The following is a 21,000-nucleotide window of genomic DNA, read 5'->3' on the forward strand; positions in this document are numbered from 1 at the left end:
CGCCGTGCCCCCGGGCCTCGGGCTCGGGGGCACGGCGCGTTCCGGTGCGGGTCGGGGTGGCAGTCCGCCGACGCGGCCGGGGTCCTCATGGTCGTCCAGGCGAGGCCCGCGCCCACCACCAGGATCCCCGCGCACATCGGCATCGCCCGCCGGAACGTCTCCCCGAACTCGTCCGCCGAGAGGTACGCCTCCGGGCCCATCCCGGCGAGCAGCGGCAGCGCGGCCACCGCGATCAGCCCGGCCGCGCGGGCGGCCGCGTTGTTGATGCCGCTCGCGAGGCCCGCCCGGGACACGTCCACCGAGGCGAGGACGGTCGCGGTCAGCGGGGCGACCAGGGTCGTCATGCCGAGCCCGAGGACGAGCAGCGCCGGCAGCACGTCCCGTACGTACGAGGCGTCCTCCCCGACCCGCAGCATCAGCAGCATCCCGCCGGCGCACAGCAGCGGCCCCACGGTGAGCGGGATGCGGGGTCCGATCTTCTCCCCCAGTTCCCCGGACTTCGCCGACAGCAGCAGCATCAGCACGGTCGTCGGCAGCAGGGCCGTGCCGGCGCCGAGCGCCGAATAGCCGGAGACCACCTGGAGCTGGAGGGCCGCCAGGAAGAAGAAGCCGCCGAACGCCGCGTACACGCACAGGGTGACCAGGTTGACGGCTGTGAACAGCCGCGAGCGGAAGATCGACGGCGGCACCATCGCCCGCTCCCCGCGCCGCCGCTCCACCACCGTGAAGCAGGCCCCGACCACCGCCCCGGCCGCGCCGGCCCACCAGGCCGCGCCGATCAGCGCGTACGTGACGAGGGCGAGCGCCGCAGCGCCCAGGACCGCGCCGAGCACGTCGAAGCGGCCGTGCGCGGTCTCGTCCCGCGACTCCGGCACGTGCCGCAGGGCGACCGGCACGCAGACGGCGGCGAGCGGCACGTTCAACAGGAACACCCACCGCCAGCCGGGGCCGTCCACCAGCCAGCCGCCCACGAACGGCCCGATCGCCGCGCCCACCCCGCCGAAGCCCGACCAGAGCCCGACGGCCCTCGCCCGGTCGTCCTCGTGGAAGCTCGCCTGGATCAGCGCGAGGGAGCCGGGGGTGAGGAGCGCCCCGCCCACTCCCTGGAGGGCGCGGGCCGCGATCAGCACCCCGGCGTTCGGTGCGAGCCCGCAGAGCAGCGAGGCCGCCGCGAACCACACCACCCCGACCACGAAGACCCGGCGACGTCCGAACCGGTCGCCGAGCGAGCCGCCGAGCAGGATCAGCCCGGCCAGGGTCAGCATGTAGGCGTTGACCGTCCACTGGAGGACGGCGAGGTCGGCGCCCAGGTCCTCGCCGATGTGCGGCAGGGCGACGTTGACGACGGTCGAGTCGAGCAGCGCCATCCCCGACCCGAGGACGGTGGTGAACAAGATCCACCGGCCGGTCCCCGAGGCCATCCGCACGTCCCTCACGCCCATGCCTGCCATGCTCCTCGCGGGGACGGCCCCGTGCACCTCCTTGCGGCCCGGTGGCTCAGGCCGTGCGCAGCCGGTTCGCCGCGCGGACGAGCGCGTCCACGCCCCGCTCGGCCTTGCTCCGGGGACAGCCGACGTTCAGCCGGACGAAGCCGGGCGTGCCGTAGACCCCGCCGGGCATGATCGCGACCTTCTCCACCGCCACCAGCTCCTCCTGGAGCCGGGTCTCCTCGATGCCGAGCGGCCGCAGGTCGATCCAGGCCAGGTAGCCGGCCTGCGGGGGCGTCCACTCGATCTCGGGAAGCCCTTCCGCGAGGCGCTTGCGGAGCATGTCCATCGTCCCCGCCACGTATCCGCGCAGCTCGTCCAGCCAGGCCGCGCCCTGCCGGTAGGCGGCGATGTGCGCGGTCAGGGAGAGCACCGCGGGCGAGGCGAGCCCCTCGCCGGTCTCCATGCGCCGGACGAACGCCTCGCGCTCGTCGGGGTCGCCGACCATGCCGTACGAGCCGGAGAGGGCCGGGAAGTTGAAGGCCTTCGTGCCGGAGGTGATCAGGGCCCAGCGGCGGCCCCGTCCCGGCTCGGCGATCCGGGTCCAGGGGACGTGCCGGTGGCCCTCGGTCGTCAGGTCGGCGTGGATCTCGTCGCTGACGACGGCCGCGCCGTACCGCTCGGCCAGCTCGGCGAAGACGGTGAGCTCCTCCTCCGTCCACACCCGGCCGGTCGGGTTGTGCGGGGAGCAGAGCAGCAGCATCCGGCTGTCCGGCCGGGCGAGCTCCCGCTCCAGGGCCGCCGGGTCGTCGACCGGGACGCCCCGCAGCTCGCGCCCGAGCCCGGTGACGGCCTTGCGGAAGCCGTCGTACGTGGGGGTGTGGACGACCACGCCGTCGCCGGGGGCGGTCCACATCTGGAGGAGCTGCGAGAGCTGGGAGAGCACGGAGGGCGCGTACACCAGCGTCCCGGGGTCGATCTCGGCGCCGTACCGGCTCGCGTACCAGTGGTGGATCGCCTCCCGGAACTCCCCCAGGCGCCAGTCCGTGTAGCCGAAGACCCCGTGGTCGACGCGCTCGCGCAGGGCCGCGAGGACCTCCGGCGGGGAGGCGAAGTCCATGTCGGAGATGGTGAAGGGCAGCAGATCGGGGACGCCGAAGCGGTCCGCGATGCCGTCCCACTGGACCGACCAGGTCCCCTGCCGGTCTATCTGCCGGTCGAAGTCGTACATCAGGCCCTCCCGTCGACGGACACACGACGGGCCCGGCACCTCGGGAGGTACCGGGCCCTTCGGTCACACGCTTACTTCAGCTTCGTGCCGGTGGAGCGCAGCGCGGCACACGCCTCGGTCACGCGGACGGCCATGCCGGCCTCGGCCAGCTTGCCCCAGGTGCGCGGGTCGTAGGTGGACTTCTTGCCGACCTCGCCGTCGACCTTCAGGACACCGTCGTAGTTGCGGAACATGTGGTCCACGACCGGGCGGGTGAAGGCGTACTGGGTGTCGGTGTCGAGGTTCATCTTCACGACGCCGTTCTCCAGCGCGGTGGCGATCTCCTCGGCCGTCGAGCCCGAGCCGCCGTGGAAGACGAAGTCGAACGGGTCGGCCTTGCCGAACTTCGCCGCGACGCCCGCCTGGAGGTCCTTGAGGAGCTCGGGGCGGAGCACGACGTTGCCCGGCTTGTAGACGCCGTGCACGTTGCCGAAGGACGCGGCCAGCAGGTAGCGGCCCTTCTCGCCCAGGCCGAGGGCCTCGGCGGTGCGGATGGCGTCCTCGACGGTGGTGTACAGCTCGTCGTTGATCTCGTGGCTGACGCCGTCCTCCTCGCCGCCGGTCGGGGTGATCTCGACCTCGAGGATGATCTTGGCGGCGGCGGCCTTCGCGAGCAGCTCCTGGCCGATGGCCAGGTTGTCGGCGAGGGTCTCGGCGGAGCCGTCCCACATGTGCGACTGGAACAGCGGGTTCCGACCGGCCTTGACGCGCTCGGCGGAGATGTCGAGCAGCGGACGGACGTAGCCGTCCAGCTTGTCCTTCGGGCAGTGGTCGGTGTGGAGGGCGACCGTGATGTCGTACTTCGCGGCGACGATGTGCGCGAACTCGGCCAGGGCGACGGCGCCCGTGACCATGTCCTTGTTGTACTGACCGCCCAGGAACTCGGCACCGCCGGTCGAGATCTGGATGATGCCGTCGCTCTCGGCCTCCGCGAAGCCGCGCAGCGCAGCGTGCAGGGTCTGGGACGAGGTCACGTTGATGGCCGGGTAGGCGAACTTGCCAGCCTTCGCCCGGTCGAGCATCTCGTTGTAGACCTCGGGGGTTGCGATGGGCATTCGTCCGCTCCTTGTGATGTGCGGGGTGTGTGCGTTGCTGTCCCTGACCTAGGGGCGACGTCATCGTCGCCGCCCATCTTTCCAGACTCTTGTGCGGGCTCCCACGGTCGTGACATACCGAGGGGCGGGGTGTTTCACGTGAAACACCCCGCCCCTCGGTAAAACACCAGGTCAGGACGGTTTCGCCAGGAGTCCGGGCCCTAAGTCACGACTTCGCGGCGGTTACGCCAGGCCGAGATCCGCCAGCTGGTAGCCGGTGAGGTACGGCAGGCCGGCCTCGGCGATGGCGCCGGCGGCGCCCCGGTCCACGATGGTGGCCACGGCGACGACCTCGCCGCCCGCCTCGCGGACGGCCTCGACCGCGGTCAGCGGCGAGCCGCCGGTGGTCGAGGTGTCCTCGACGACGAGGCAGCGACGGCCCTTGACGTCCGTGCCCTCGATGCGGCGCTGCATGCCGTGCGCCTTCTGCGCCTTGCGCACGACGAAGGCGTCCAGGCGCTGCCCGCGCGCGGCGGAGGCGTGCAGCATCGAGGTCGCGACCGGGTCGGCGCCCAGGGTGAGCCCGCCGACGCAGTCGAAGTCCAGATCGGCCGTGAGGTCGAGCATGACCTGACCGACCAGCGGCGCGGCCTCGCCGTCCAGCGTGATGCGACGCAGGTCGATGTAGTAGTCGGCTTCCAGACCCGAGGAGAGGGTCACCTTGCCGTGCACCACGGCCTTGTCCTTGATCTGCTGGAGCAGCTCAGCGCGTACGTCAGTCATGCTCAGCAGCTTAAGGGGCGTCTTTCGCGGCTCTCACAGCCGACGCCAGCTCCAGGTGCTCTCGACCTCCAGGGGGTCGATCGGGGTGACCAGGCGCGGGTGCGTGTTGAGGCCGTTCGGCGGGCCGGACTGCGGCTCGACGCAGACCGCCTCCGCGGGCTCGTCGTAGATCACGACCCACTCGGCGCGGCTCGCGACCTTCAGCTCCAGCTCCTCCGGCCAGGTGAGGGTGACGTCGACGCCGCCGGGCATGCCGAAGCAGTCGTCCCAGGGACCGGGGAGGGGGTCGATGCGGCGGCCGGTCGGGAGGTGGTTCTCCCCGCGCTCCTCCTGCCAGGCGGGCGTGAAGTCGATCCGCACGTCCTGTCCGCCCCGGCCCAGGTTGCGCAGGAACCAGGGGTGCCAGCCGGCCTGCGCCGGGAAGGAGTCGTCGTAGGTCTCGACGCCGAAGCGGAGGGTGAGGGAGTCCTCGGCCAGCTCGAAGACCTGGGTGACCCGGCCCTGGTACGGCCAGGGGTCGCCGAGCTCGCAGGTGAAGACGGCCTCGGTCGCGGAGGTCCGGGCGGTCTTCCAGGCGAGGTCGCGGACGGTGCCGTGAATGGCGTGCGGAGCGGCGTTGACCGGCAGCCGGTGGATGGTGGCGCCGTTGCGGAAGCGGCCGTTCTCGGTCCGCCCGCACCAGGGCGCCATCGGGAAGCTTCCGTACCGCTCACCCTGGCGCAGCAGTTCGGTGCCGCCGATGCGCAGGCTCTCGATCCGGCAGCCGTGTTCGGGGTTAATGGTCAACTCGGCGTCGCCCGCCGTCAGTCGCGTCTGCATGCTCACCCTCCGAGCCTAGGGCCTGTCCGGCGGATCAGGGCCGGCCAGGCCCTGGGGTGTCCGGCCGGTCGGGCCGGGCTCGTGGCGCCCGGCGCCGACGGGACCGTTTCAGCGGCGGCGGCGCAGCGCCCGGCCCACGACGACGGCCGAGGCGAGCGCGAGGGCCGCGGCCGGCGCGATCCAGCGCAGGGTGGCGCCGGCGCTCGTCGCCTCGGGGGCGGGGACGGGGGCGTACCGGCCGCGCGGCGGCGCGTGGTCGACCTCCTCGGCGCTCCGCCCGATCATGGTCCGGCGGGCGTGGGCGGCCTCGGCGGCGGGCTGCGGGGAGGGGAACTCGATCGGGGTCTCGCCGAAGTCCTCGTCGAGGAGCGGGTCGAGGGAGGACGGCGTCACCGGCGAGTCGAAGGCGGCGCCCCGCCCGGAGGGCTCCTCCGCTCCGTCGTCGACCCCGTCGTCGTCACTGGCCTCCTCCGAGGGCTCCACCCAGATCTCCTCCGGGGCCCTCTCCGGGGTCACGTCCGGAGCCGCCTCCGGCTCGTCCGCCAGCGCGACCACCGCCTCCACGAACTTGTCGAGGAGCCGGGCGCCCGCCGTGGAGCGCGCCTCGTCCGTCGCGTCGGCGAGCCGGCCGGCCGCCGTGAGGGCGCCGGTGAAGCTCAGGCTGGTCCCCTCGGCCACCGGGGTGAGGACGACGGTGAGGGACAACTCGGCCGAGCCCTTGCCCCGCACCTCGGTGCCCTCCCCCTCGTAGGTGATGGCACCGTCCCGTTCGACGACCCTGAGGGCGCCCCGATAGGTGATGGTGTTGCCGCCGACCCGCACCTTCAGCCGGCCCGTGAGGGGGGCCGCCTCCGCGTCGGCGTCCCGCTGGAGACCGGGCACGCAGCGCAGCACGCGGGCCGGGTCCGTGAGCGCCGCGCGCAGGGCCTCGGCAGGGACGGGAACGAACACCTCATGCTCCATGGAAGCCGAGCCTACTCAGACGGGGGCGCGGCGTCGCCTGTTCGTCCCAGGGGGTGTCCCCCGTCAGGCCCCGTACCGGGGGTGCACCAGGGTCGAGGGCGGCGGTGCGGCGCCCCGGGTCCGTTCGGCGCGGCGCGCGGCGGCCTCCAGGGTCCCGGCGCCGAGTGAGCGCAGCCGGGGCGCGCCGGGGGCCAGGCCGAGGGCGGGCGGCCGGTCGCCCCGTACGGCCAGGAGGAAGCCCCAGTCCCGCGGGCCCCGCCCCGTACGGCCGGCGCGGTCGGCGCGGTCGGGGCCGGCGGCGAAGCCGGGGGTGCGGCCGGCCGCGCTGAACGGGCGGGTCGCGAAGCCGGCGGCGCGCAGGGTGGCGTCGACGGTCCAGTAGGTGCGGGGCCGGTCGGCGGCCGATCCGGCGTGCACGGCGAACCGTCCGGTGGCGGTGAGCACCCGGGCCACCAGGCCGTAGAACTCCTCCGAGTAGAGCTTGGCGCTGGGGGTGATACCCGGGTCGGGCAGATCGGAGATCACCACGTCGTACCGTTCCTGCAGACGATCGGCGGCGCCCCTCAGCCAGTTGAACGCGTCCGCGTAGACCACGTGGACGCGGGGGTCGCGGAAGGCCTGCGCGTTGAGCGTGGCGAGCGCCGGATCCGTACGGGCGAGGCGGACGACCCCCGGGTCGAGCTCGACGACGGTGACGGAGCGGACCCCGGCGTAGCGCAGGGCCTCGCGGGCGGCCATCCCGTCGCCGCCGCCGACGATCAGCACGCGCGCGTGCGGGCCGTTCATCGCGGGGTGCACGAGCGCCTCGTGGTAGCGGTACTCGTCCCGGCCCGCCACCCGCAGGCGCCCGTCGAGGAACAGGTCGGGCGGCTCCTCGCGGCCCCCGGTCACCACGACCTCCTGGAGCTCGGTGTGGACGGCGACCCGCACCCGGTCCCCGTACACGGCGCGGCGCGCGGCCTGTTCGAAGTCGTCGACGAGGACGGTCGCGGTGGCGAGGACGGTCAGGACGCACAGGTTCACGGCCATGAGCAGGGCCCGGGACCGGCGGGTCAGGTCGTGGCGGAACACCCAGAGGACGAGGCCGCCTCCCGCGACCGCGTTGACCGCGCCGGTGACGAGCGCGCCGGTGAGCTGGCCGAGCCAGGGCAGCAGCAGGAAGGGGAAGGCGAGGCCGCCGACGAGCGCGCCGACGTAGTCCGCGGCGAAGAGGTCGGCGACCGTCCCGGCGGCGTCGTCCTGCTCCCCGAGCGGGGCCTGCCGCCCGCTCCGCCCGGCGCGTTCGCGTCCCGCCCGCTGTATGAGCGACATCAGGAGCGGGATCTCGGCGCCGATGAGCACCCCGATGGCGAGGGAGAACGCCACCAGCACGTACCGCGATTCGCCGAGCCAGGCGAAGGCCGCGTACAGCGCCATCGCCGAGCAGCCGCCGATCAGCGCGAGCCCGGCCTCGACCAGGCCGAAGCCGACGGCGGCACGGCAGCGCAGCCGCTTGGCGAGGAGCGAGCCCACCCCCATCGCGAAGACCATCACGGAGAGCACGACGGAGGCCTGGGTGACCGAGTCGCCGATCAGGTAGGAGGCGAGCGCGACGAGTTCGAGTTCGTAGACCAGTCCGCAGGCGGCGCAGACGAAGACGACCCCGAGGACCGGGAACCGCACCGCCTCGCGCGGCGGCCGCACAGGCGGCCGCACAGGCGGCCGGCGCACCCTCTTGGGTGGCATGGTCACGGTCGGCTCGATCATGTCCGTAACGCTACGTCACGACTGTCGCACCCCTTGTCACCCACACGAGTGCACATGGGGCTCCAGGAGGGCGCATCAGAGCGTTGCGGGCATACGTGCGCCGAGGCGGGTCCTGGTCACCACCAGCTGCCCTTCCTGCGGGTAGGCGTGCCAGGTGCGCCAGCGCACCTGGCCCTCGTGGCGCTGCGCCAGCATCGCCGTGAAGGCGTGCGGGGAGCCCGGGAAGGTCCCCGCGAGGCCGTTGGGGTGGTCGGCGACGAGCGCGAGCAGCTCCTGCGCACGGCCCGCGAAGGAGCCGTGCGAGAGCGTCTCGACGCGCGCCGAGAATTCGTACTCCCATTCGCCGACGCGCTTGGACACGCCGAGCGGGAGCGGGGTGCTGCTGCCCGGCATGCAGGCCACGGTCTCCGAGCAGTGGCGCCCCTCCTCCTCCAGGAGGACCTGATGGGAGGCGCCGAGCAGCCTCAACTGGAGCTTGGCGCCGGAGAGTTCGAGATCGAGCACGGCGAGCGCGGGCAGCGGCTCGCGCCCGAGGGCCCAGGCCAGATCTGCCGCACGCGTATCGGTGTATGACGTCTTCAGGGTGGTGAGCATGGGTCGGCTCCGCAAACACGGTTTGACGGGTGGGCCGGGGGCGCCCCGGAGAAGGGTTCTACGGGAGTGGGGAATCGCCGGCTCGGGTCCACACACGGTCCGAGGGCTGTCTCTGTCAGGAGCGAGAGAACCACGTGCGCCGGGCGACTCGCAGCGTTTTTACCCAACTTGCCGTGTTTTCCAACCCCTTCGGGGCCCCAGCAGTTCAATTGTTCAATCAGCTGCCGCCGCAGCCACCACCACCGCAGCCGGAGCCGCACGAGCTGCCGGAACCGCACGAGCTGCTCCCGCCGCAGCCGCCACCGCCACCCCCGTCGGCCCAGCTGCTGCGGCCCTTGCGCCGGCCGCCCTTGACCCCGCCACGGCGCTTCCCGCCCCCGCTCCGGCGCTTCTTCCCCCCGGCCGCTTCCCGGACGGCGACGACCGCCCCGAGGACGACCATCGCGATGACGACGAAGAAGATGAATCCCATCTGTACTACCCCCGTTCTTCTGTGCGAGGGGGATGCCCGGTCCGACACCCCGTCAAATCCGACTTGAGCGAGTCCAGAGCTTCAGCTGCACGAGGACGAGCTGGAGCAGCTGGAACACGAGGAGGACGAGGTCGAGGACCCGGCCCACCAGCTGTCACTGCCGCCGCCGGCGCGGCTCACGCGCGTCGTCCCGCTCAGCGCCTTCGCGACGACCCCCACCACGATCGCGATCACGATCACGAGTCCGGCGATGAAGAATGCGATGTCCATGCCAGGGCGATCCCCGCCCCGGACACCCGTCAAAGCGCACTTGAGCAAGTCCAGAGCTTGGCCCCAGGATGGCGCCCATGACACGACCGCTGCTCAATCGCCGCCTCGCCGAGTTCGGGACGACGATCTTCGCCGAGATGTCCGCGCTCGCCGCCAGGACCGGGTCGATCAACCTCGGTCAGGGCTTCCCCGACACCGACGGCCCGGAGGAGGTCCGGGAGGCGGCGGTCCGCGCGCTGCGGGACGGCCGCGGCAACCAGTACCCGCCCGGCCCCGGCGTCCCCGAGCTGCGGTCGGCGATCGCCGACCACCAGCGGGAGCGGTACGGCCTCGTGTACGACCCCGACGCCGAGGTCCTCGTCACGGCGGGCGCCACCGAGGCGATCGCGGCGGCCCTGCTCGCCCTGGTCGAGCCGGGCGACGAGGTGATCGCCCTGGAGCCGTACTACGACTCGTACGCCGCCTGCATCGCGATGGCCGGCGGCACCAGGGTCCCCGTCACCCTCCGCCCCCACGAGGGCGTCCGCGGCGGAGCCGCCGACCGACGCTACGTGCTCGACCTCGACGAGCTGCGGGCCGCCGTCACCGGCCGGACCCGGCTGATCCTGCTCAACACCCCGCACAACCCCACCGGCACGGTCCTCACCCGGGCCGAGCTGACCGCCGTCGCCGAGCTGGCGGTCGAGCGGGACCTGCTGGTCGTCACGGACGAGGTGTACGAGCACCTGGTCTTCGACGGGGCCGAGCACCTGCCGATCGCGAGCCTGCCCGGCATGCGGGAGCGCACCGTCACCATCGGTTCGAGCGGGAAGACGTTCTCCTTCACGGGCTGGAAGGTCGGCTGGACCACCGCGAGCCCCGAGCTGACCTCCGCCGTCCGCTCGGCCAAGCAGTTCCTCACGTACGTCTCCTCGGGCCCCTTCCAGTACGCGATCGCCGAGGCCCTCCGCCTCCCCGCCGCCTATTTCGACGGGCTGCGCGCCGACCTGCGCGCCAAGCGGGACCTGCTGAGCGAGGGCCTCGCGCAGGCGGGCTTCGAGGTCTACCGCCCGGCCGGCACCTACTTCGTCACCACCGACATCCGCCCCCTCGGCGCCACCGACGGCTTCGCCTTCTGCCGCTCCCTCCCGGAGCGCGCGGGCGTCGTCGCCATCCCCAACGCCGTCTTCTACGACCACCGCGAGGAGGGCGCCCCCTTCGTCCGCTTCGCCTTCTGCAAGAAGACCGAGGTCCTGGAGGAGGCCGTCTCCCGCCTCAAGCGGCTCGCCTGAGGCCCTGCCGGGGCCCGAGACCCCCGATTTCCCGGGGACCCCGGGGCTCCCGGCGTCCCAAAGACCGAAAGAACGCGGAGGGAGCCCGGCGCCGAAGCCGGGCTCCCTCCGTGTGCGCGGGGGCGAGGACTACTCCTCGTCGCCGCCCTCGGCCTTGTCCTCCGGGGACTCCAGGCCGAACTGCTCCACGATCCACTTGTCGAACTCGATGGAGGCGCGGACCCAGCTGACCGTGGAGGACACGAAGTGCTCCAGGGCGACGCCGGTGCCGATCAGCATCTGGGCCTCGCCGATGAGGCGGAGGGTGGCGGAGCCGTCCTCCTCCTCGTGCAGGTGGGTGTAGACCTTGGGCCACAGGGTGCGGCGGTTCCAGTCGTCGATCGCGTCGAGGACCTTCGCGCGGTCGTCGGCGGAGTGCGGACGGTCGTAGAACGTCCGCACCGAGAAGACCTGCTGCTCGCCCTCGCCGCGGAACATGAAGTACGTGCGGAACTCCTCCCACGGCGCCGCGAGGTCACCCTCGTCGTCGACGACGTACTTGAGTTCCATCTGGTCGAGGAGCTGCTTGACGAGGTCCTGGTCGGGGACGACGGGGCCCGCCGGTCCTACGGCCTGAGGCTGGGGCTGGCCCCCGAAATTCGGAATCGAGGACGGGTCGATGCTCACCGTGTATTTCCCTTCGTACGGATGCTCGCCATCCTCCCCCATCCCGGGCGGTACGTGGCAAGCCCCGCAGGGCCGGAAGAGGCGAGATCCGCTGCCGGCTGACATGATCCCGTGCCCATGGGGGACACGAAGAAGGAATCCCGGTGGTGGATCTGGCTCCTCGTGGGGCTCGTGGCGCTCTGCGGGCTGCCCGTCACCTTTCTGGCCTGGGGCGCCTACTCCATCAGTGAGGGCGGCAGGGAGCAGCCGGTGGACTGCGCCGAGGCGATGGAGTTCGCCCGCGGCAGGCTTCCGGCAGGGGCCGAGGACGCCCGGTGCACCGGGATGCACTGGCAGGACTCGTACATCACCGTGGATTTCCGCATGCCGCGCACCGGGGTCGCCGACTGGCTGAAAACCACCTATCCGGGTGGCGAGCCGCCGGCCTCCTGCGACGCGGACCTGTGCCTGGACGAGGACTACGGCCAGGCGCTCTACGTCCACGTGAAGGTGGTGTACGAGGACGGCGGCACCGCCCTCGTACACCTCACCTCCTTCGACGTGTAGCCCCGGCGGGGACGGCTACTGCGCCGCCCCGACGATCAGGCCGTCCTCGAAGCGGTCCACCCGGACCGTGTCGCCGTCCACGACCTCGCCCGCCAGGATCTCCTTGGCGAGCCGGTCGCCGATCGCCGTCTGGATCAGGCGGCGCAGCGGCCGCGCGCCGTACGCGGGGTCGTTGCCCTCCTCGGCGAGCCACTCCAGGGCCTCCGGGGTGACGTCCAGGGTGAGGCGCCGGTCGGCGAGGCGCTTCGCGAGCCGGTCGATCTGGAGCCGCGCGATCCGCCCCAGCTCGGCCCGGTCGAGCGCGGAGAAGACGACCAGGTCGTCCAGCCGGTTGAGGAACTCGGGCTTGAAGCTCGCCCGCACGACCTCCAGGACCTGCTCCTTCTTCACCTCCTCCGAGGTCAGCGGCTCGACCAGGTACTGGCTGCCGAGGTTCGAGGTCAGGATCAGGATGGTGTTGCGGAAGTCCACCGTCCGGCCCTGCCCGTCGGTCAGGCGTCCGTCGTCCAGGACCTGGAGCAGGACGTCGAAGACCTCCGGGTGCGCCTTCTCCACCTCGTCGAGCAGGACCACGCTGTACGGGCGGCGGCGGACCGCCTCCGTGAGCTGGCCGCCCTCCTCGTAGCCCACGTAGCCGGGGGGCGCGCCGACCAGGCGGGCGACGGAGTGCTTCTCGCCGTACTCCGACATGTCGATGCGGACCATGGCCCGCTCGTCGTCGAAGAGGAAGTCGGCGAGCGCCTTCGCCAGCTCGGTCTTGCCGACGCCGGTCGGGCCGAGGAAGAGGAAGGAGCCGGTGGGCCGGTCGGGGTCGGCGATCCCGGCACGGGTGCGGCGCACCGCGTCCGAGACGGCCTGGACGGCCTCGGACTGGCCGATCAGCCGCTTGCCGAGCTCGGCCTCCATGCGGAGCAGCTTCTGCGTCTCGCCCTCCAGGAGGCGGCCGGCGGGAATGCCGGTCCAGGAGCCGACCACGTCCGCGATGTCGTCGGGCCCGACCTCGTCCTTGACCATGGTGTCCTTGGACGCCTCCTGCTGGGCCTCCGCCTCGGTGGCGGCCTCCAGCTCCCGCTCCAGGGCCGGGATCTCCCCGTACAGCAGCTTGGAGGCGGTGTCGAAGTCGCCGTCGCGCTGGGCGCGCTCGGCGCGGCCGCGGGTCTCGTCGAGGCGCTCCTTCAGCTCGCCGACCCGGTTGAGGGACTGCTTCTCCTTCTCCCAGCGGGCGGTGAGGCCGCGCAGCTCCTCCTCGCGGTCGGCGAGGTCGCGCCGCAGCTTCTCCAGGCGCTGTTTGCTCGCCGCGTCCGTCTCGTTCTTCAGGGCCAGCTCCTCCATGCGGAGCCGGTCCACGGAGCGCTGGAGCTCGTCGATCTCCACGGGCGAGGAGTCGATCTCCATGCGGAGCCGGGAGGCGGCCTCGTCGACGAGGTCGATGGCCTTGTCGGGGAGGAAGCGGGAGGTGATGTACCGGTCGGAGAGGGTCGCGGCGGCCACCAGGGCGGAGTCGTTGATCTGCACCTTGTGGTGGGCCTCGTACCGGCCCTTGAGGCCGCGGAGGATCGCGATGGTGTCCTCGACGGTCGGCTCGGCGACCAGGACCTGCTGGAAGCGGCGCTCCAGGGCGGGGTCCTTCTCGATGCGCTCGCGGTACTCGTCGAGGGTGGTCGCGCCGACCATGCGGAGCTCGCCGCGGGCCAGCATCGGCTTGAGCATGTTGCCGGCGTCCATGGCGGAGTCGCCGCCGGCGCCCGCGCCGACGACCGTGTGCAGCTCGTCGATGAAGGTGATGATCTGGCCGTCGCTGTCCTTGATCTCGGAGAGGACGGTCTTCAGGCGCTCCTCGAACTCGCCGCGGTACTTCGCGCCGGCGACCATCGCGCCGAGGTCGAGCGAGACGAGCCGCTTGTTCTTCAGGGACTCGGGGACGTCGCCCTTCACGATCCGCTGGGCGAGGCCCTCGACGACGGCGGTCTTGCCGACGCCGGGCTCGCCGATGAGGACCGGGTTGTTCTTGGTGCGGCGGGACAGCACCTGGACGACGCGCCGGATCTCGTGGTCGCGGCCGATGACCGGGTCCAGCTTGCCCTCGCGCGCGGCGGCGGTGAAGTCCGTGCCGAACTTCTCCAGCGCCTTGTACTGCCCCTCCGGGTCGGGTGTGGTCACCCGGCGTCCTCCCCTGCTCGTCTCGAAGGCGTCGAGAAGCTTCGATGCGCTCGCGCCCTGCCGGTCGAGGATCTCACCGGCCCGGCCGCCCCTGGCGGCGATCCCGATGAGCAGGTGCTCGGTCGAGAGGTAGTCGTCGCCGAGCTCCTTGGCGCGCTCGTCGGCGTCGGCGAGGACGGCGAGGAAGTCCCGGTTGGGCTGCGGGGGCGCGACCGTGGACCCCGTGATGCTGGGCAGACCGGCGAGGAGCCGCTCCGCGTCGGCGCGCACGACCGCCTGGTCGGCCCCGGCGGCGGCGAGCAGGTCGGTGATGTTCTCGTTGTCCTGACCGGCCAGCAGCGCGAGCAGCAGATGGGCCGGGGTCAGGTCGGCGTGTCCCCCGGACACGGCGCGGCTGCTCGCCGCGTTGATCGCGTCCCGGCTCCTGTTGGTCAGTTCGGCGTCCACGTGCGGTGCTCCTTCTGGGGTCTCGTGGGTCCTCTCCTTCTATGACCTCTCCAGGGTACACAAAGTTGAGTCGACTCCGCTCAAGGTGTCGGAGGGAGCTCTCCCGCGGGTAGTTTCCGGGCATGGCCACAGACCCCAGGAACCCCTCCGACTCGTACCTGAGCTTCTGGCGCGAGTACCACATGTGCACCCTGACCACCCCGCGCCCGGACGGCACGCCGCACGTCGTCGCGGTCGGCGTCACGTACGACCCCGAGGGCGGGTACGCGCGCGTGATCACCAACAAGAACAGCCGGAAGGTCGCCAACGTCCTGGCGGCGGGCGCGGACGGCGCGCGGGTCGCGGTCTGCCAGGTCGACAAGGGGCGCTGGGCCACCCTGGAGGGCGTCGCCCACGTCCGCACGGAGGCCGAGACCGTCGCGAACGCCGTCGCCCGCTACGCGGAGCGCTACGGCCGCACGCCGACCCCGAACCCGGACCGGGTCGTCATCGAGATCGCCCTCACCCGGGCGATGGGCCGCGCCTGACCCCACGGGCGGGGAAAAGGGAGAAGCACAGCGGCGCCATCGCGTTTCAGGTCCGCGATGGCGCCGCTGTGTGGGGGAAGTGCCGGAGCGATCTACAACGACGGGGGAATCGCTCAGGCACTGCGGGGGGTGGCGGTGATGGCCTCTGCTTCGATCAGCTGGTGGTCCCGCTGATCGAGGTTGACGAAGATCATGCCGTACCGGATGGCACAGCGGATGGGCTGCGGAGCGCCGCGGGGACGGCGCAGACAGCGGTACGCGCGGACGTCTTCGTCCTGCTCACGGGCGACGACGATCGGCTCTCCGAAGAGGGTGACCTTCAGCGAGTCGCCGCGGTGGGGGATTGCCGTGGCGAGATCGACGAAGTGCCAGCCGGAGCGATAGGCCGAGGCCATCTCCCGGCGGAACCTGGGGTCATCGGGAACATTCATGTGCCCGACTAGTTCCAGCCGGGGTCCTGCGCGGGGGCCACGCTCCAGCCCGGGTCATCGAGGAGCGTGGGTGCCGCGAGGTGCCAGCCCGGGTCGAGCTGAGCGGCCTGCACCTGCGCCGGCTCCGAGTGCCAGCCCGGATCCGGGGTCACTCCCACCGCGCCCAATGTGGCGGCCGCGATGAAGGCGACTCCGGCCGCCGCGCGTATGAGCTTCTTCATCATCACCGAGCAACCTCACTTGAAGGCAACGTCTACTTCCAACCCCCGCGAGTAAGACGATGGCTTACTCTCTGCGCCTGCACCACCAAACCCAGGCATCATGTTCCTGAGATGCAGGAGCCTGGGGGTGTACATATGCGGAAACAAGCGGACGAAACAGGGCACCCTCATTCGCACGCCGAACTGTGCGAAGCGGGCTCCGAGCTCTACGCGGCCGCTCTGCGCACGGGGCGAATACCCCGGTCAGAGGCGGTCGAGGCGCCCTGTCTCCTCGACCTCTCGCTGCTCCACCCCGACCCCGACGACGCGCAGTGGCTGCGTCCGGTTCCCCCCTCCGCGGCGCTCGCCCAGCTGCTCCAGCCGATCGAGCGGGAGATACTCGACCGCCGGCGGCGCACCGTCGCCCTGTCGGACGCGTTCGAGCCGTTCATGGCCATCAGCGCCCACGACTCCCCCACCACACACGCCATCACCGTCCTCGAGGGCATCGACCGCATCAACTCGACCCTCGACCGCGTCGTGGCCAACTGCCGCCAGGAGCTCCTCACCGTCCAGCCGGGCGGCGGACGGCCCGCCCAGGCCCTCAGCGAGGCCCTCGACCGCGTCTCCCCGCTCCTGGGACGCGGCATCAGCATGCGCACGCTCTACCAGCACACCGCGCGCCACACCGAGCTCACGCTGACCTATCTGGAGCACGTGGGCCCCGAGGTCCAGGTCCGCACCCTCGAAGAGATCATCGACCGGCTGATCATCGTCGACCGCGAGGTCGCCTTCATCCCGGCCCGCAGCGACCGCCAGGTCGCCCTGGAGCTGCGCCACCCCGGCCTGGTCGCCTACCTCGGCGGCGTCTTCGACCAGTTCTGGCAGCTGGCGGTGCCGATACGGGAGGAGATCCCGTACGACATCAAGACCGACGGCATCGGCGGCGTCCAGCGCTCCATCGCCCGGCTCCTCGTCGAGGGGCACGTCGACGAGGCCATCGCCCGCCGGCTCGGGATGAACGTGCGGACCTGCCGGGCGCACATCGCCAAGCTCGCCGCCGCCCTCGGCAGCGGCAGCCGGGCGCAGCTCGGCTATCTGATCGCCCAGTCCGGCATCCTCGAACGGGACAACTGAGCGCCCCGCACGACAACGGCGAAGGCCCCCTCCACCGGAGTGGAGGGGGCCTTCGCCGTGACGGGGGGCGTGCTACTCGCCGCGCTTCGGGCGCCACACCACGAGGGCGCTCGCCTGCTGCACGTCGGTGTACGGCACCAGGTCCCGGCGGTACGAGGCGTGCACCTGGGCCTCGCGCTGGCGCAGCGTCGCCGCCGCGCCCTCGACCGCCGCCGACAGCTCGGACACCCGGGCCTGGAGCGCAGCGACCTGGTTCTCCAGTTCGATGATCCGCTTGATTCCGGCCAGATTGATGCCCTCGTCCTGCGACAGCTGCTGCACCTGGCGGAGCAGCTCGATGTCACGGGCCGAGTAGCGGCGGCCCCGCCCGGCCGTGCGGTCCGGGGAGACCAGGCCGAGACGGTCGTACTGCCGCAGGGTCTGCGGGTGCAGACCGGAGAGCTGGGCCGCCACCGAGATGACGTACACCGGCGACTCGTCGGTCAGCTCGAACGGATTGCGCCTGCGCCCTTCCACCTGGTCACGCTCCCTTCGCGGCCTGGAACAGCTCGGCCCGCGGGTCCTCGGAGGCGGTCGCCTCGCGGAAGGTCTCCAGGGCCTCTCGTGCCTTGTCGTCCAGCTCCTTCGGCACCGCCACCTCGACCGTCACCAGGAGGTCGCCGCGCGTGCCGTCCTTGCGGACCGCGCCCTTGCCCCGGGCGCGCATGGTCCGGCCGTTCGGGGTGCCCGCGGGCAGCTTGAGGGTGACCGCGGGGCCGCCGAGGGTCGGGACCTTGATCTCGCCGCCGAGCGCCGCCTCCCAGAAGGAGACCGGCACCGTGACGGTGAGGTTGTCGTCCTTGCGGCCGAAGACCGGGTGGTCGTCGACGTGCACGACGACGTACAGGTCGCCGTTCTGCCCGCCGCGCTCGCCCGGCGCTCCCTTGCCGCGGAGACGGATCTTCTGGTTGTCGCTGACACCCGCCGGGATGCGGACCTGCATGGTGCGGGAGGACTTGGCCCGCCCGCTGCCCTTGCAGACCTCGCAGGGGTTCTCGGCGATGAGGCCGCGGCCCTTGCAGTCCACGCACGGGTCGGTGAGCGAGAAGCCGCCGCCGCTGCCGCGCGAGACCTGCCCGGTGCCGACGCAGGTCGGGCACACCCGGGGCGTGCCGTTCTTGTCGCCGGTGCCCGAGCACGCCGTGCACGGCTGCTGGCTGGACATCCGCAGCGGCACGGTCGCGCCCTCGATGGCCTCGGTGAAGCTGAGCGTCACCTCGGACTCGATGTCCTGGCCGCGCCGCGGCTGGGTGCGGCCGGCTCCCCCGCCGCGGTTGAACAGTCCGCCGAAGACGTCGCCGATCCCGCCGCCGAAGCCGCCCGCCCCGGCCTGGGCGCCTCCGAAGAGGTCGCCCAGGTCGAAGTTGAACGAGCCGCCGCCCGGACCGCCGGCCCTGAAGCCGCCGTTCCCGAAGAGGGCGCGGGCGTCGTCGTACTCCTTGCGCTTCTTGGGGTCGCCGAGGATGTCGTTCGCCTCGGAGATCTCCTTGAAGCGCGCCTCGGCGCTCGCGTCGCCCTTGTTGGCGTCCGGATGGTTCTCGCGGGCGAGCTTCCGGTACGCCTTCTTGATCTCGGCCTCGGTGGCGTCCTTGGGGACGCCGAGAACCTTGTAGTAGTCCTTCTCGACGAAGTCCTTCGTGCTCATCGACGTCCCTCCTCCCGCGTGCGGGTACGGCTGTTACTCGCTGTCCTTCTCGGAGTCATCCGACTCCTCCGCCTTCGCCTGCGCGCCCGGCTGGGGCTCGGCGACGGCCACGCGGGCGGGCCGGATGGTCCGCTCGCCGATCCGATACCCGGGCTGCAGGATCGCCACGCAGGTCGTCTCGGTGACGTCCGGCGCGTACGAGTGCATCAGGGCCTCGTGGATCGTCGGGTCGAAGGGCTCGCCCTCCTTGCCGAACTGCTGCAGACCCATCTTGGCGACGACGGTCTCCAGCGATTCGGCCACCGACTTGAACCCGCCCACGAGCTCGCCGTGGTCCCGGGCCCGGCCGACGTCGTCGAGCACGGGCAGGAGCTCGGACAGGAGGCTCGCGACGGCGATCTCCTTGACCGTGACCCGGTCCCGCTCCACGCGGCGGCGGTAGTTCTGGTACTCGGCCTGGAGCCGCTGGAGGTCCGCGGTGCGCTCGTCGAGCGCGGCGCGCACCTGGTCCAGCTGGGCGGTGAGGCCCGCGTCCCGGTCCGACTGCTGGCTGCTTGCGTCCCCGGCCGGGGCCGTCGCGTCCTCCTCGGACTCGACGGCCTCGGCGGCGTCGTCAGGGGTGGCGCCGGAGGGGACGTCGGGCTTCTCCTCGAAGCCCGGGGTCTCCTCGGTCACGCCTGGCCGCCCTTCGACTTGTCCTCGTCGACGATCTCGGCGTCGACGACGTCGTCGTCGTGCGCCTGGGCCTGACCGGCGTCGCCGCCGGCGGCCTGCGCGGCCTGGGCGTCGGCGTACAGCGCCTGGCCGAGCTTCTGCGAGACGGCCGCGACCTTCTCGGTGGCGGTGCGGATCTCGGCGGTGTCCTCGCCCTTGAGCTTCTCCTTCAGCTCGACGAGCGCGGCCTCGACCTCGGCCTTGACGTCACCGGGGACCTTGTCCTCGTTGTCCTTGAGGAACTTCTCCGTCTGGTAGACGAGCTGCTCGCCCTGGTTGCGGGACTCGGCGGCCTCGCGGCGGCGGTGGTCCTCCTCCGCGTACTGCTCGGCCTCCTGGCGCATCCGGTCGACCTCGTCCTTCGGCAGCGAGGAGCCGCCGGTGACGGTCATCTTCTGCTCCTTGCCCGTGCCGAGGTCCTTCGCGGTCACGTGCATGATGCCGTTGGCGTCGATGTCGAAGGCGACCTCGATCTGCGGGACGCCGCGCGGGGCCGGCGGCAGACCGGTCAGCTCGAACATGCCGAGCTTCTTGTTGTACGCCGCGATCTCGCGCTCGCCCTGGTAGACCTGGATCTGCACGGACGGCTGGTTGTCCTCGGCCGTCGTGAAGATCTCGGACCGCTTGGTCGGGATCGTGGTGTTGCGCTCGATGAGCTTGGTCATGATGCCGCCCTTGGTCTCGATGCCGAGGGACAGCGGGGTCACGTCGAGGAGCAGGACGTCCTTGACCTCACCCTTGAGGACACCGGCCTGGAGCGCGGCGCCGATGGCGACGACCTCGTCCGGGTTGACGCCCTTGTTGGCCTCCTGGCCGCCGGTCAGCTCCTTGACGAGCTCGGCGACGGCCGGCATGCGGGTCGAGCCACCGACGAGGACGACGTGGTCGATCTCGGAGAGCTGGATGCCCGCGTCCTTGATGACGTTGTGGAACGGCACCTTGCAGCGCTCGAGCAGGTCGGAGGTGAGCTGCTGGAACTGGGCGCGCGTGAGCTTCTCGTCCAGGTGCAGCGGGCCCTCGGCGGAGGCCGTGATGTAGGGCAGGTTGATCGTGGTCTCGGTCGAGGAGGAGAGCTCGATCTTCGCCTTCTCGGCCGCCTCGCGCAGACGCTGGAGGGCCATCTTGTCCTTGGCCAGGTCCACGCCGTGGCCGTTCTGGAACTGCGTCACCAGGTAGTCGACGACGCGCTGGTCCCAGTCGTCACCACCGAGGTGGTTGTCACCGTTGGTGGCCTTCACCTCGACGACGCCGTCGCCGATCTCCAGGAGGGACACGTCGAAGGTGCCGCCACCGAGGTCGAAGACGAGGATCGTCTGGTCGTCCTTGTCGAGGCCGTAGGCCAGGGCGGCCGCGGTCGGCTCGTTGACGATGCGCAGGACGTTGAGGCCCGCGATCTCACCGGCCTCCTTGGTGGCCTGACGCTCGGAGTCGTTGAAGTACGCCGGAACGGTGATGACCGCGTCGACGACCTTCTCGCCCAGGTACGCCTCGGCGTCGCGCTTGAGCTTCTGCAGGATGAAGGCGCTCATCTGCTGCGGGTTGAAGCTCTTGCCGTCGATGTCGATCTTCCAGTCGGTGCCCATGTGGCGCTTGACCGACCGGATGGTCCTGTCGACGTTGGTGACGGCCTGGCGCTTGGCCACCTCGCCGACGAGCACCTCGCCGTTCTTCGCGAAGGCGACGACGGACGGCGTGGTCCTGGCGCCCTCGGCGTTGGTGATGACGGTGGGCTCGCCGCCTTCCAGAACGCTGACGACGGAGTTAGTCGTGCCCAGGTCGATGCCGACCGCACGTGCCATTTCGATTCCTCCAGCTGACTGACTTGAGTGGAACTGACTC

General features: G+C 71.6%; 22 protein-coding genes. 4 read left to right on the forward strand and 18 right to left on the reverse strand.

Features of this window, described 5'->3' with window-relative positions; translation table 11 throughout:
• The 10 genes from K7G60_RS15330 to K7G60_RS15375 all read right to left on the reverse strand — a co-directional run.
• Positions 1-1,442, reverse strand: a 1,442-nt coding sequence (locus K7G60_RS15330; protein ID WP_225801458.1) for an MFS transporter, incomplete at its 3' end; no start/stop codon positions are given.
• A gap of 55 nt (positions 1,443-1,497) precedes the next feature.
• Positions 1,498-2,658 (reverse strand): MalY/PatB family protein, encoded by a 1,161-nt coding sequence (locus tag K7G60_RS15335; RefSeq protein WP_225801459.1) that lies wholly within the window; start codon positions 2,656-2,658, stop codon positions 1,498-1,500.
• A 71-nt stretch (positions 2,659-2,729) separates the two neighbouring features.
• Positions 2,730-3,752: a class II fructose-bisphosphate aldolase gene (fbaA, locus tag K7G60_RS15340; RefSeq protein ID WP_225801460.1), complete on the reverse strand. Its 1,023-nt coding sequence runs from the start codon at positions 3,750-3,752 to the stop codon at positions 2,730-2,732.
• A 222-nt stretch (positions 3,753-3,974) separates the two neighbouring features.
• Positions 3,975-4,514, reverse strand: coding sequence for an orotate phosphoribosyltransferase (gene pyrE, locus K7G60_RS15345; RefSeq protein WP_225801461.1), 540 nt, complete (start codon positions 4,512-4,514; stop codon positions 3,975-3,977).
• A 33-nt stretch (positions 4,515-4,547) separates the two neighbouring features.
• Positions 4,548-5,333, reverse strand: coding sequence for an aldose 1-epimerase (locus K7G60_RS15350; RefSeq protein ID WP_225801538.1), 786 nt, complete (start codon positions 5,331-5,333; stop codon positions 4,548-4,550).
• A 108-nt stretch (positions 5,334-5,441) separates the two neighbouring features.
• Positions 5,442-6,296, reverse strand: coding sequence for an SRPBCC family protein (locus tag K7G60_RS15355; protein WP_225801462.1), 855 nt, complete (start codon positions 6,294-6,296; stop codon positions 5,442-5,444).
• Between the two features lie 63 nt (positions 6,297-6,359).
• Complete coding sequence (locus K7G60_RS15360; protein WP_225801463.1) at positions 6,360-8,042, reverse strand: polyamine aminopropyltransferase; 1,683 nt, start codon at positions 8,040-8,042, stop codon at positions 6,360-6,362.
• A 75-nt stretch (positions 8,043-8,117) separates the two neighbouring features.
• Positions 8,118-8,636, reverse strand: coding sequence for a DUF2617 family protein (locus K7G60_RS15365; RefSeq protein ID WP_225801464.1), 519 nt, complete (start codon positions 8,634-8,636; stop codon positions 8,118-8,120).
• 217 nt (positions 8,637-8,853) lie between these two features.
• The gene (locus K7G60_RS15370) at positions 8,854-9,108 is read right to left on the reverse strand and encodes a hypothetical protein (RefSeq protein WP_225801465.1); all 255 of its coding nucleotides are present in this window, start codon (positions 9,106-9,108) and stop codon (positions 8,854-8,856) included.
• Positions 9,109-9,189: 81 nt separating this feature from the next.
• Positions 9,190-9,378: a hypothetical protein gene (locus K7G60_RS15375; protein WP_225801466.1), complete on the reverse strand. Its 189-nt coding sequence runs from the start codon at positions 9,376-9,378 to the stop codon at positions 9,190-9,192.
• A gap of 77 nt (positions 9,379-9,455) precedes the next feature.
• Between K7G60_RS15375 and K7G60_RS15380 the strand changes: the two genes are divergently transcribed.
• On the forward strand, positions 9,456-10,649 hold the full coding sequence (locus K7G60_RS15380; protein ID WP_374115632.1) for a pyridoxal phosphate-dependent aminotransferase: 1,194 nt from the start codon (positions 9,456-9,458) through the stop codon (positions 10,647-10,649).
• A 129-nt stretch (positions 10,650-10,778) separates the two neighbouring features.
• Here K7G60_RS15380 and K7G60_RS15385 read toward each other — a convergent pair whose 3' ends face one another.
• Complete coding sequence (locus K7G60_RS15385; protein WP_225801468.1) at positions 10,779-11,315, reverse strand: YbjN domain-containing protein; 537 nt, start codon at positions 11,313-11,315, stop codon at positions 10,779-10,781.
• Positions 11,316-11,432: 117 nt separating this feature from the next.
• On the opposite strand from K7G60_RS15385, the gene K7G60_RS15390 reads away from it, so the two are divergent.
• Positions 11,433-11,861 carry a hypothetical protein gene (locus K7G60_RS15390; RefSeq protein WP_225801469.1) on the forward strand — a complete coding sequence of 143 codons (429 nt, stop codon included), beginning with the start codon at positions 11,433-11,435 and terminating at the stop codon, positions 11,859-11,861.
• Positions 11,862-11,876: 15 nt separating this feature from the next.
• On the opposite strand, the gene clpB is transcribed toward K7G60_RS15390, so the two are convergent.
• Positions 11,877-14,468 carry an ATP-dependent chaperone ClpB gene (clpB, locus tag K7G60_RS15395; protein ID WP_225801470.1) on the reverse strand — a complete coding sequence of 864 codons (2,592 nt, stop codon included), beginning with the start codon at positions 14,466-14,468 and terminating at the stop codon, positions 11,877-11,879.
• Between the two features lie 122 nt (positions 14,469-14,590).
• Between clpB and K7G60_RS15400 the strand changes: the two genes are divergently transcribed.
• Positions 14,591-14,995 (forward strand): pyridoxamine 5'-phosphate oxidase family protein, encoded by a 405-nt coding sequence (locus K7G60_RS15400; protein WP_225801471.1) that lies wholly within the window; start codon positions 14,591-14,593, stop codon positions 14,993-14,995.
• A 113-nt stretch (positions 14,996-15,108) separates the two neighbouring features.
• Here the strand turns inward: K7G60_RS15400 and K7G60_RS15405 are convergent, their stop codons facing one another.
• Both K7G60_RS15405 and K7G60_RS15410 read right to left on the reverse strand, forming a co-directional pair.
• Entirely contained in the window at positions 15,109-15,426 is a 318-nt protein-coding gene (locus tag K7G60_RS15405; RefSeq protein ID WP_078953989.1) for a (2Fe-2S)-binding protein, read from the reverse strand.
• Between the two features lie 8 nt (positions 15,427-15,434).
• Entirely contained in the window at positions 15,435-15,650 is a 216-nt protein-coding gene (locus K7G60_RS15410; protein ID WP_225801472.1) for a hypothetical protein, read from the reverse strand.
• 132 nt (positions 15,651-15,782) lie between these two features.
• Between K7G60_RS15410 and K7G60_RS15415 the strand changes: the two genes are divergently transcribed.
• The gene (locus K7G60_RS15415; protein WP_030690798.1) at positions 15,783-16,763 is read left to right on the forward strand and encodes a hypothetical protein; all 981 of its coding nucleotides are present in this window, start codon (positions 15,783-15,785) and stop codon (positions 16,761-16,763) included.
• Positions 16,764-16,835: 72 nt separating this feature from the next.
• On the opposite strand, the gene K7G60_RS15420 is transcribed toward K7G60_RS15415, so the two are convergent.
• From K7G60_RS15420 to dnaK, 4 genes are read right to left on the reverse strand one after another with little or no spacing between them, the layout of a single operon-like run.
• Positions 16,836-17,279 carry a heat shock protein transcriptional repressor HspR gene (locus K7G60_RS15420; RefSeq protein WP_225801473.1) on the reverse strand — a complete coding sequence of 148 codons (444 nt, stop codon included), beginning with the start codon at positions 17,277-17,279 and terminating at the stop codon, positions 16,836-16,838.
• 4 nt (positions 17,280-17,283) lie between these two features.
• Positions 17,284-18,447, reverse strand: coding sequence for a molecular chaperone DnaJ (gene dnaJ, locus K7G60_RS15425; RefSeq protein ID WP_225801474.1), 1,164 nt, complete (start codon positions 18,445-18,447; stop codon positions 17,284-17,286).
• A 33-nt stretch (positions 18,448-18,480) separates the two neighbouring features.
• Positions 18,481-19,122 (reverse strand): nucleotide exchange factor GrpE, encoded by a 642-nt coding sequence (gene grpE, locus K7G60_RS15430; RefSeq protein ID WP_225801475.1) that lies wholly within the window; start codon positions 19,120-19,122, stop codon positions 18,481-18,483.
• The gene (dnaK, locus tag K7G60_RS15435; RefSeq protein ID WP_225801476.1) at positions 19,119-20,960 is read right to left on the reverse strand and encodes a molecular chaperone DnaK; all 1,842 of its coding nucleotides are present in this window, start codon (positions 20,958-20,960) and stop codon (positions 19,119-19,121) included. The genes grpE and dnaK overlap by 4 nt, the downstream gene beginning before the upstream one ends.
• Positions 20,961-21,000 lie beyond the last annotated feature (40 nt).

This window comes from Streptomyces sp. NK15101 (assembly GCF_020400725.1).
Lineage (GTDB): Bacteria > Actinomycetota > Actinomycetes > Streptomycetales > Streptomycetaceae > Streptomyces.

Bases quoted from the DNA above. Each gene is read 5' to 3' on its own strand.
- K7G60_RS15415 (WP_030690798.1), top strand. From the start codon at position 15,783: ATGCGGAAACAAGCGGACGAAACAGGGCACCCTCATTCGCACGCCGAA.
- dnaJ (WP_225801474.1), bottom strand. From the start codon at position 18,447: ATGAGCACGAAGGACTTCGTCGAGAAGGACTACTACAAGGTTCTCGGC.
- pyrE (WP_225801461.1), bottom strand. From the start codon at position 4,514: ATGACTGACGTACGCGCTGAGCTGCTCCAGCAGATCAAGGACAAGGCC.
- K7G60_RS15400 (WP_225801471.1), top strand. From the start codon at position 14,591: ATGGCCACAGACCCCAGGAACCCCTCCGACTCGTACCTGAGCTTCTGG.
- K7G60_RS15365 (WP_225801464.1), bottom strand. From the start codon at position 8,636: ATGCTCACCACCCTGAAGACGTCATACACCGATACGCGTGCGGCAGAT.
- K7G60_RS15355 (WP_225801462.1), bottom strand. From the start codon at position 6,296: ATGGAGCATGAGGTGTTCGTTCCCGTCCCTGCCGAGGCCCTGCGCGCG.
- K7G60_RS15350 (WP_225801538.1), bottom strand. From the start codon at position 5,333: ATGCAGACGCGACTGACGGCGGGCGACGCCGAGTTGACCATTAACCCC.
- K7G60_RS15410 (WP_225801472.1), bottom strand. From the start codon at position 15,650: ATGATGAAGAAGCTCATACGCGCGGCGGCCGGAGTCGCCTTCATCGCG.
- K7G60_RS15390 (WP_225801469.1), top strand. From the start codon at position 11,433: ATGGGGGACACGAAGAAGGAATCCCGGTGGTGGATCTGGCTCCTCGTG.
- K7G60_RS15335 (WP_225801459.1), bottom strand. From the start codon at position 2,658: ATGTACGACTTCGACCGGCAGATAGACCGGCAGGGGACCTGGTCGGTC.
- K7G60_RS15370 (WP_225801465.1), bottom strand. From the start codon at position 9,108: ATGGGATTCATCTTCTTCGTCGTCATCGCGATGGTCGTCCTCGGGGCG.
- K7G60_RS15375 (WP_225801466.1), bottom strand. From the start codon at position 9,378: ATGGACATCGCATTCTTCATCGCCGGACTCGTGATCGTGATCGCGATC.
- K7G60_RS15380 (WP_374115632.1), top strand. From the start codon at position 9,456: ATGACACGACCGCTGCTCAATCGCCGCCTCGCCGAGTTCGGGACGACG.
- fbaA (WP_225801460.1), bottom strand. From the start codon at position 3,752: ATGCCCATCGCAACCCCCGAGGTCTACAACGAGATGCTCGACCGGGCG.
- dnaK (WP_225801476.1), bottom strand. From the start codon at position 20,960: ATGGCACGTGCGGTCGGCATCGACCTGGGCACGACTAACTCCGTCGTC.
- K7G60_RS15360 (WP_225801463.1), bottom strand. From the start codon at position 8,042: ATGATCGAGCCGACCGTGACCATGCCACCCAAGAGGGTGCGCCGGCCG.
- K7G60_RS15405 (WP_078953989.1), bottom strand. From the start codon at position 15,426: ATGAATGTTCCCGATGACCCCAGGTTCCGCCGGGAGATGGCCTCGGCC.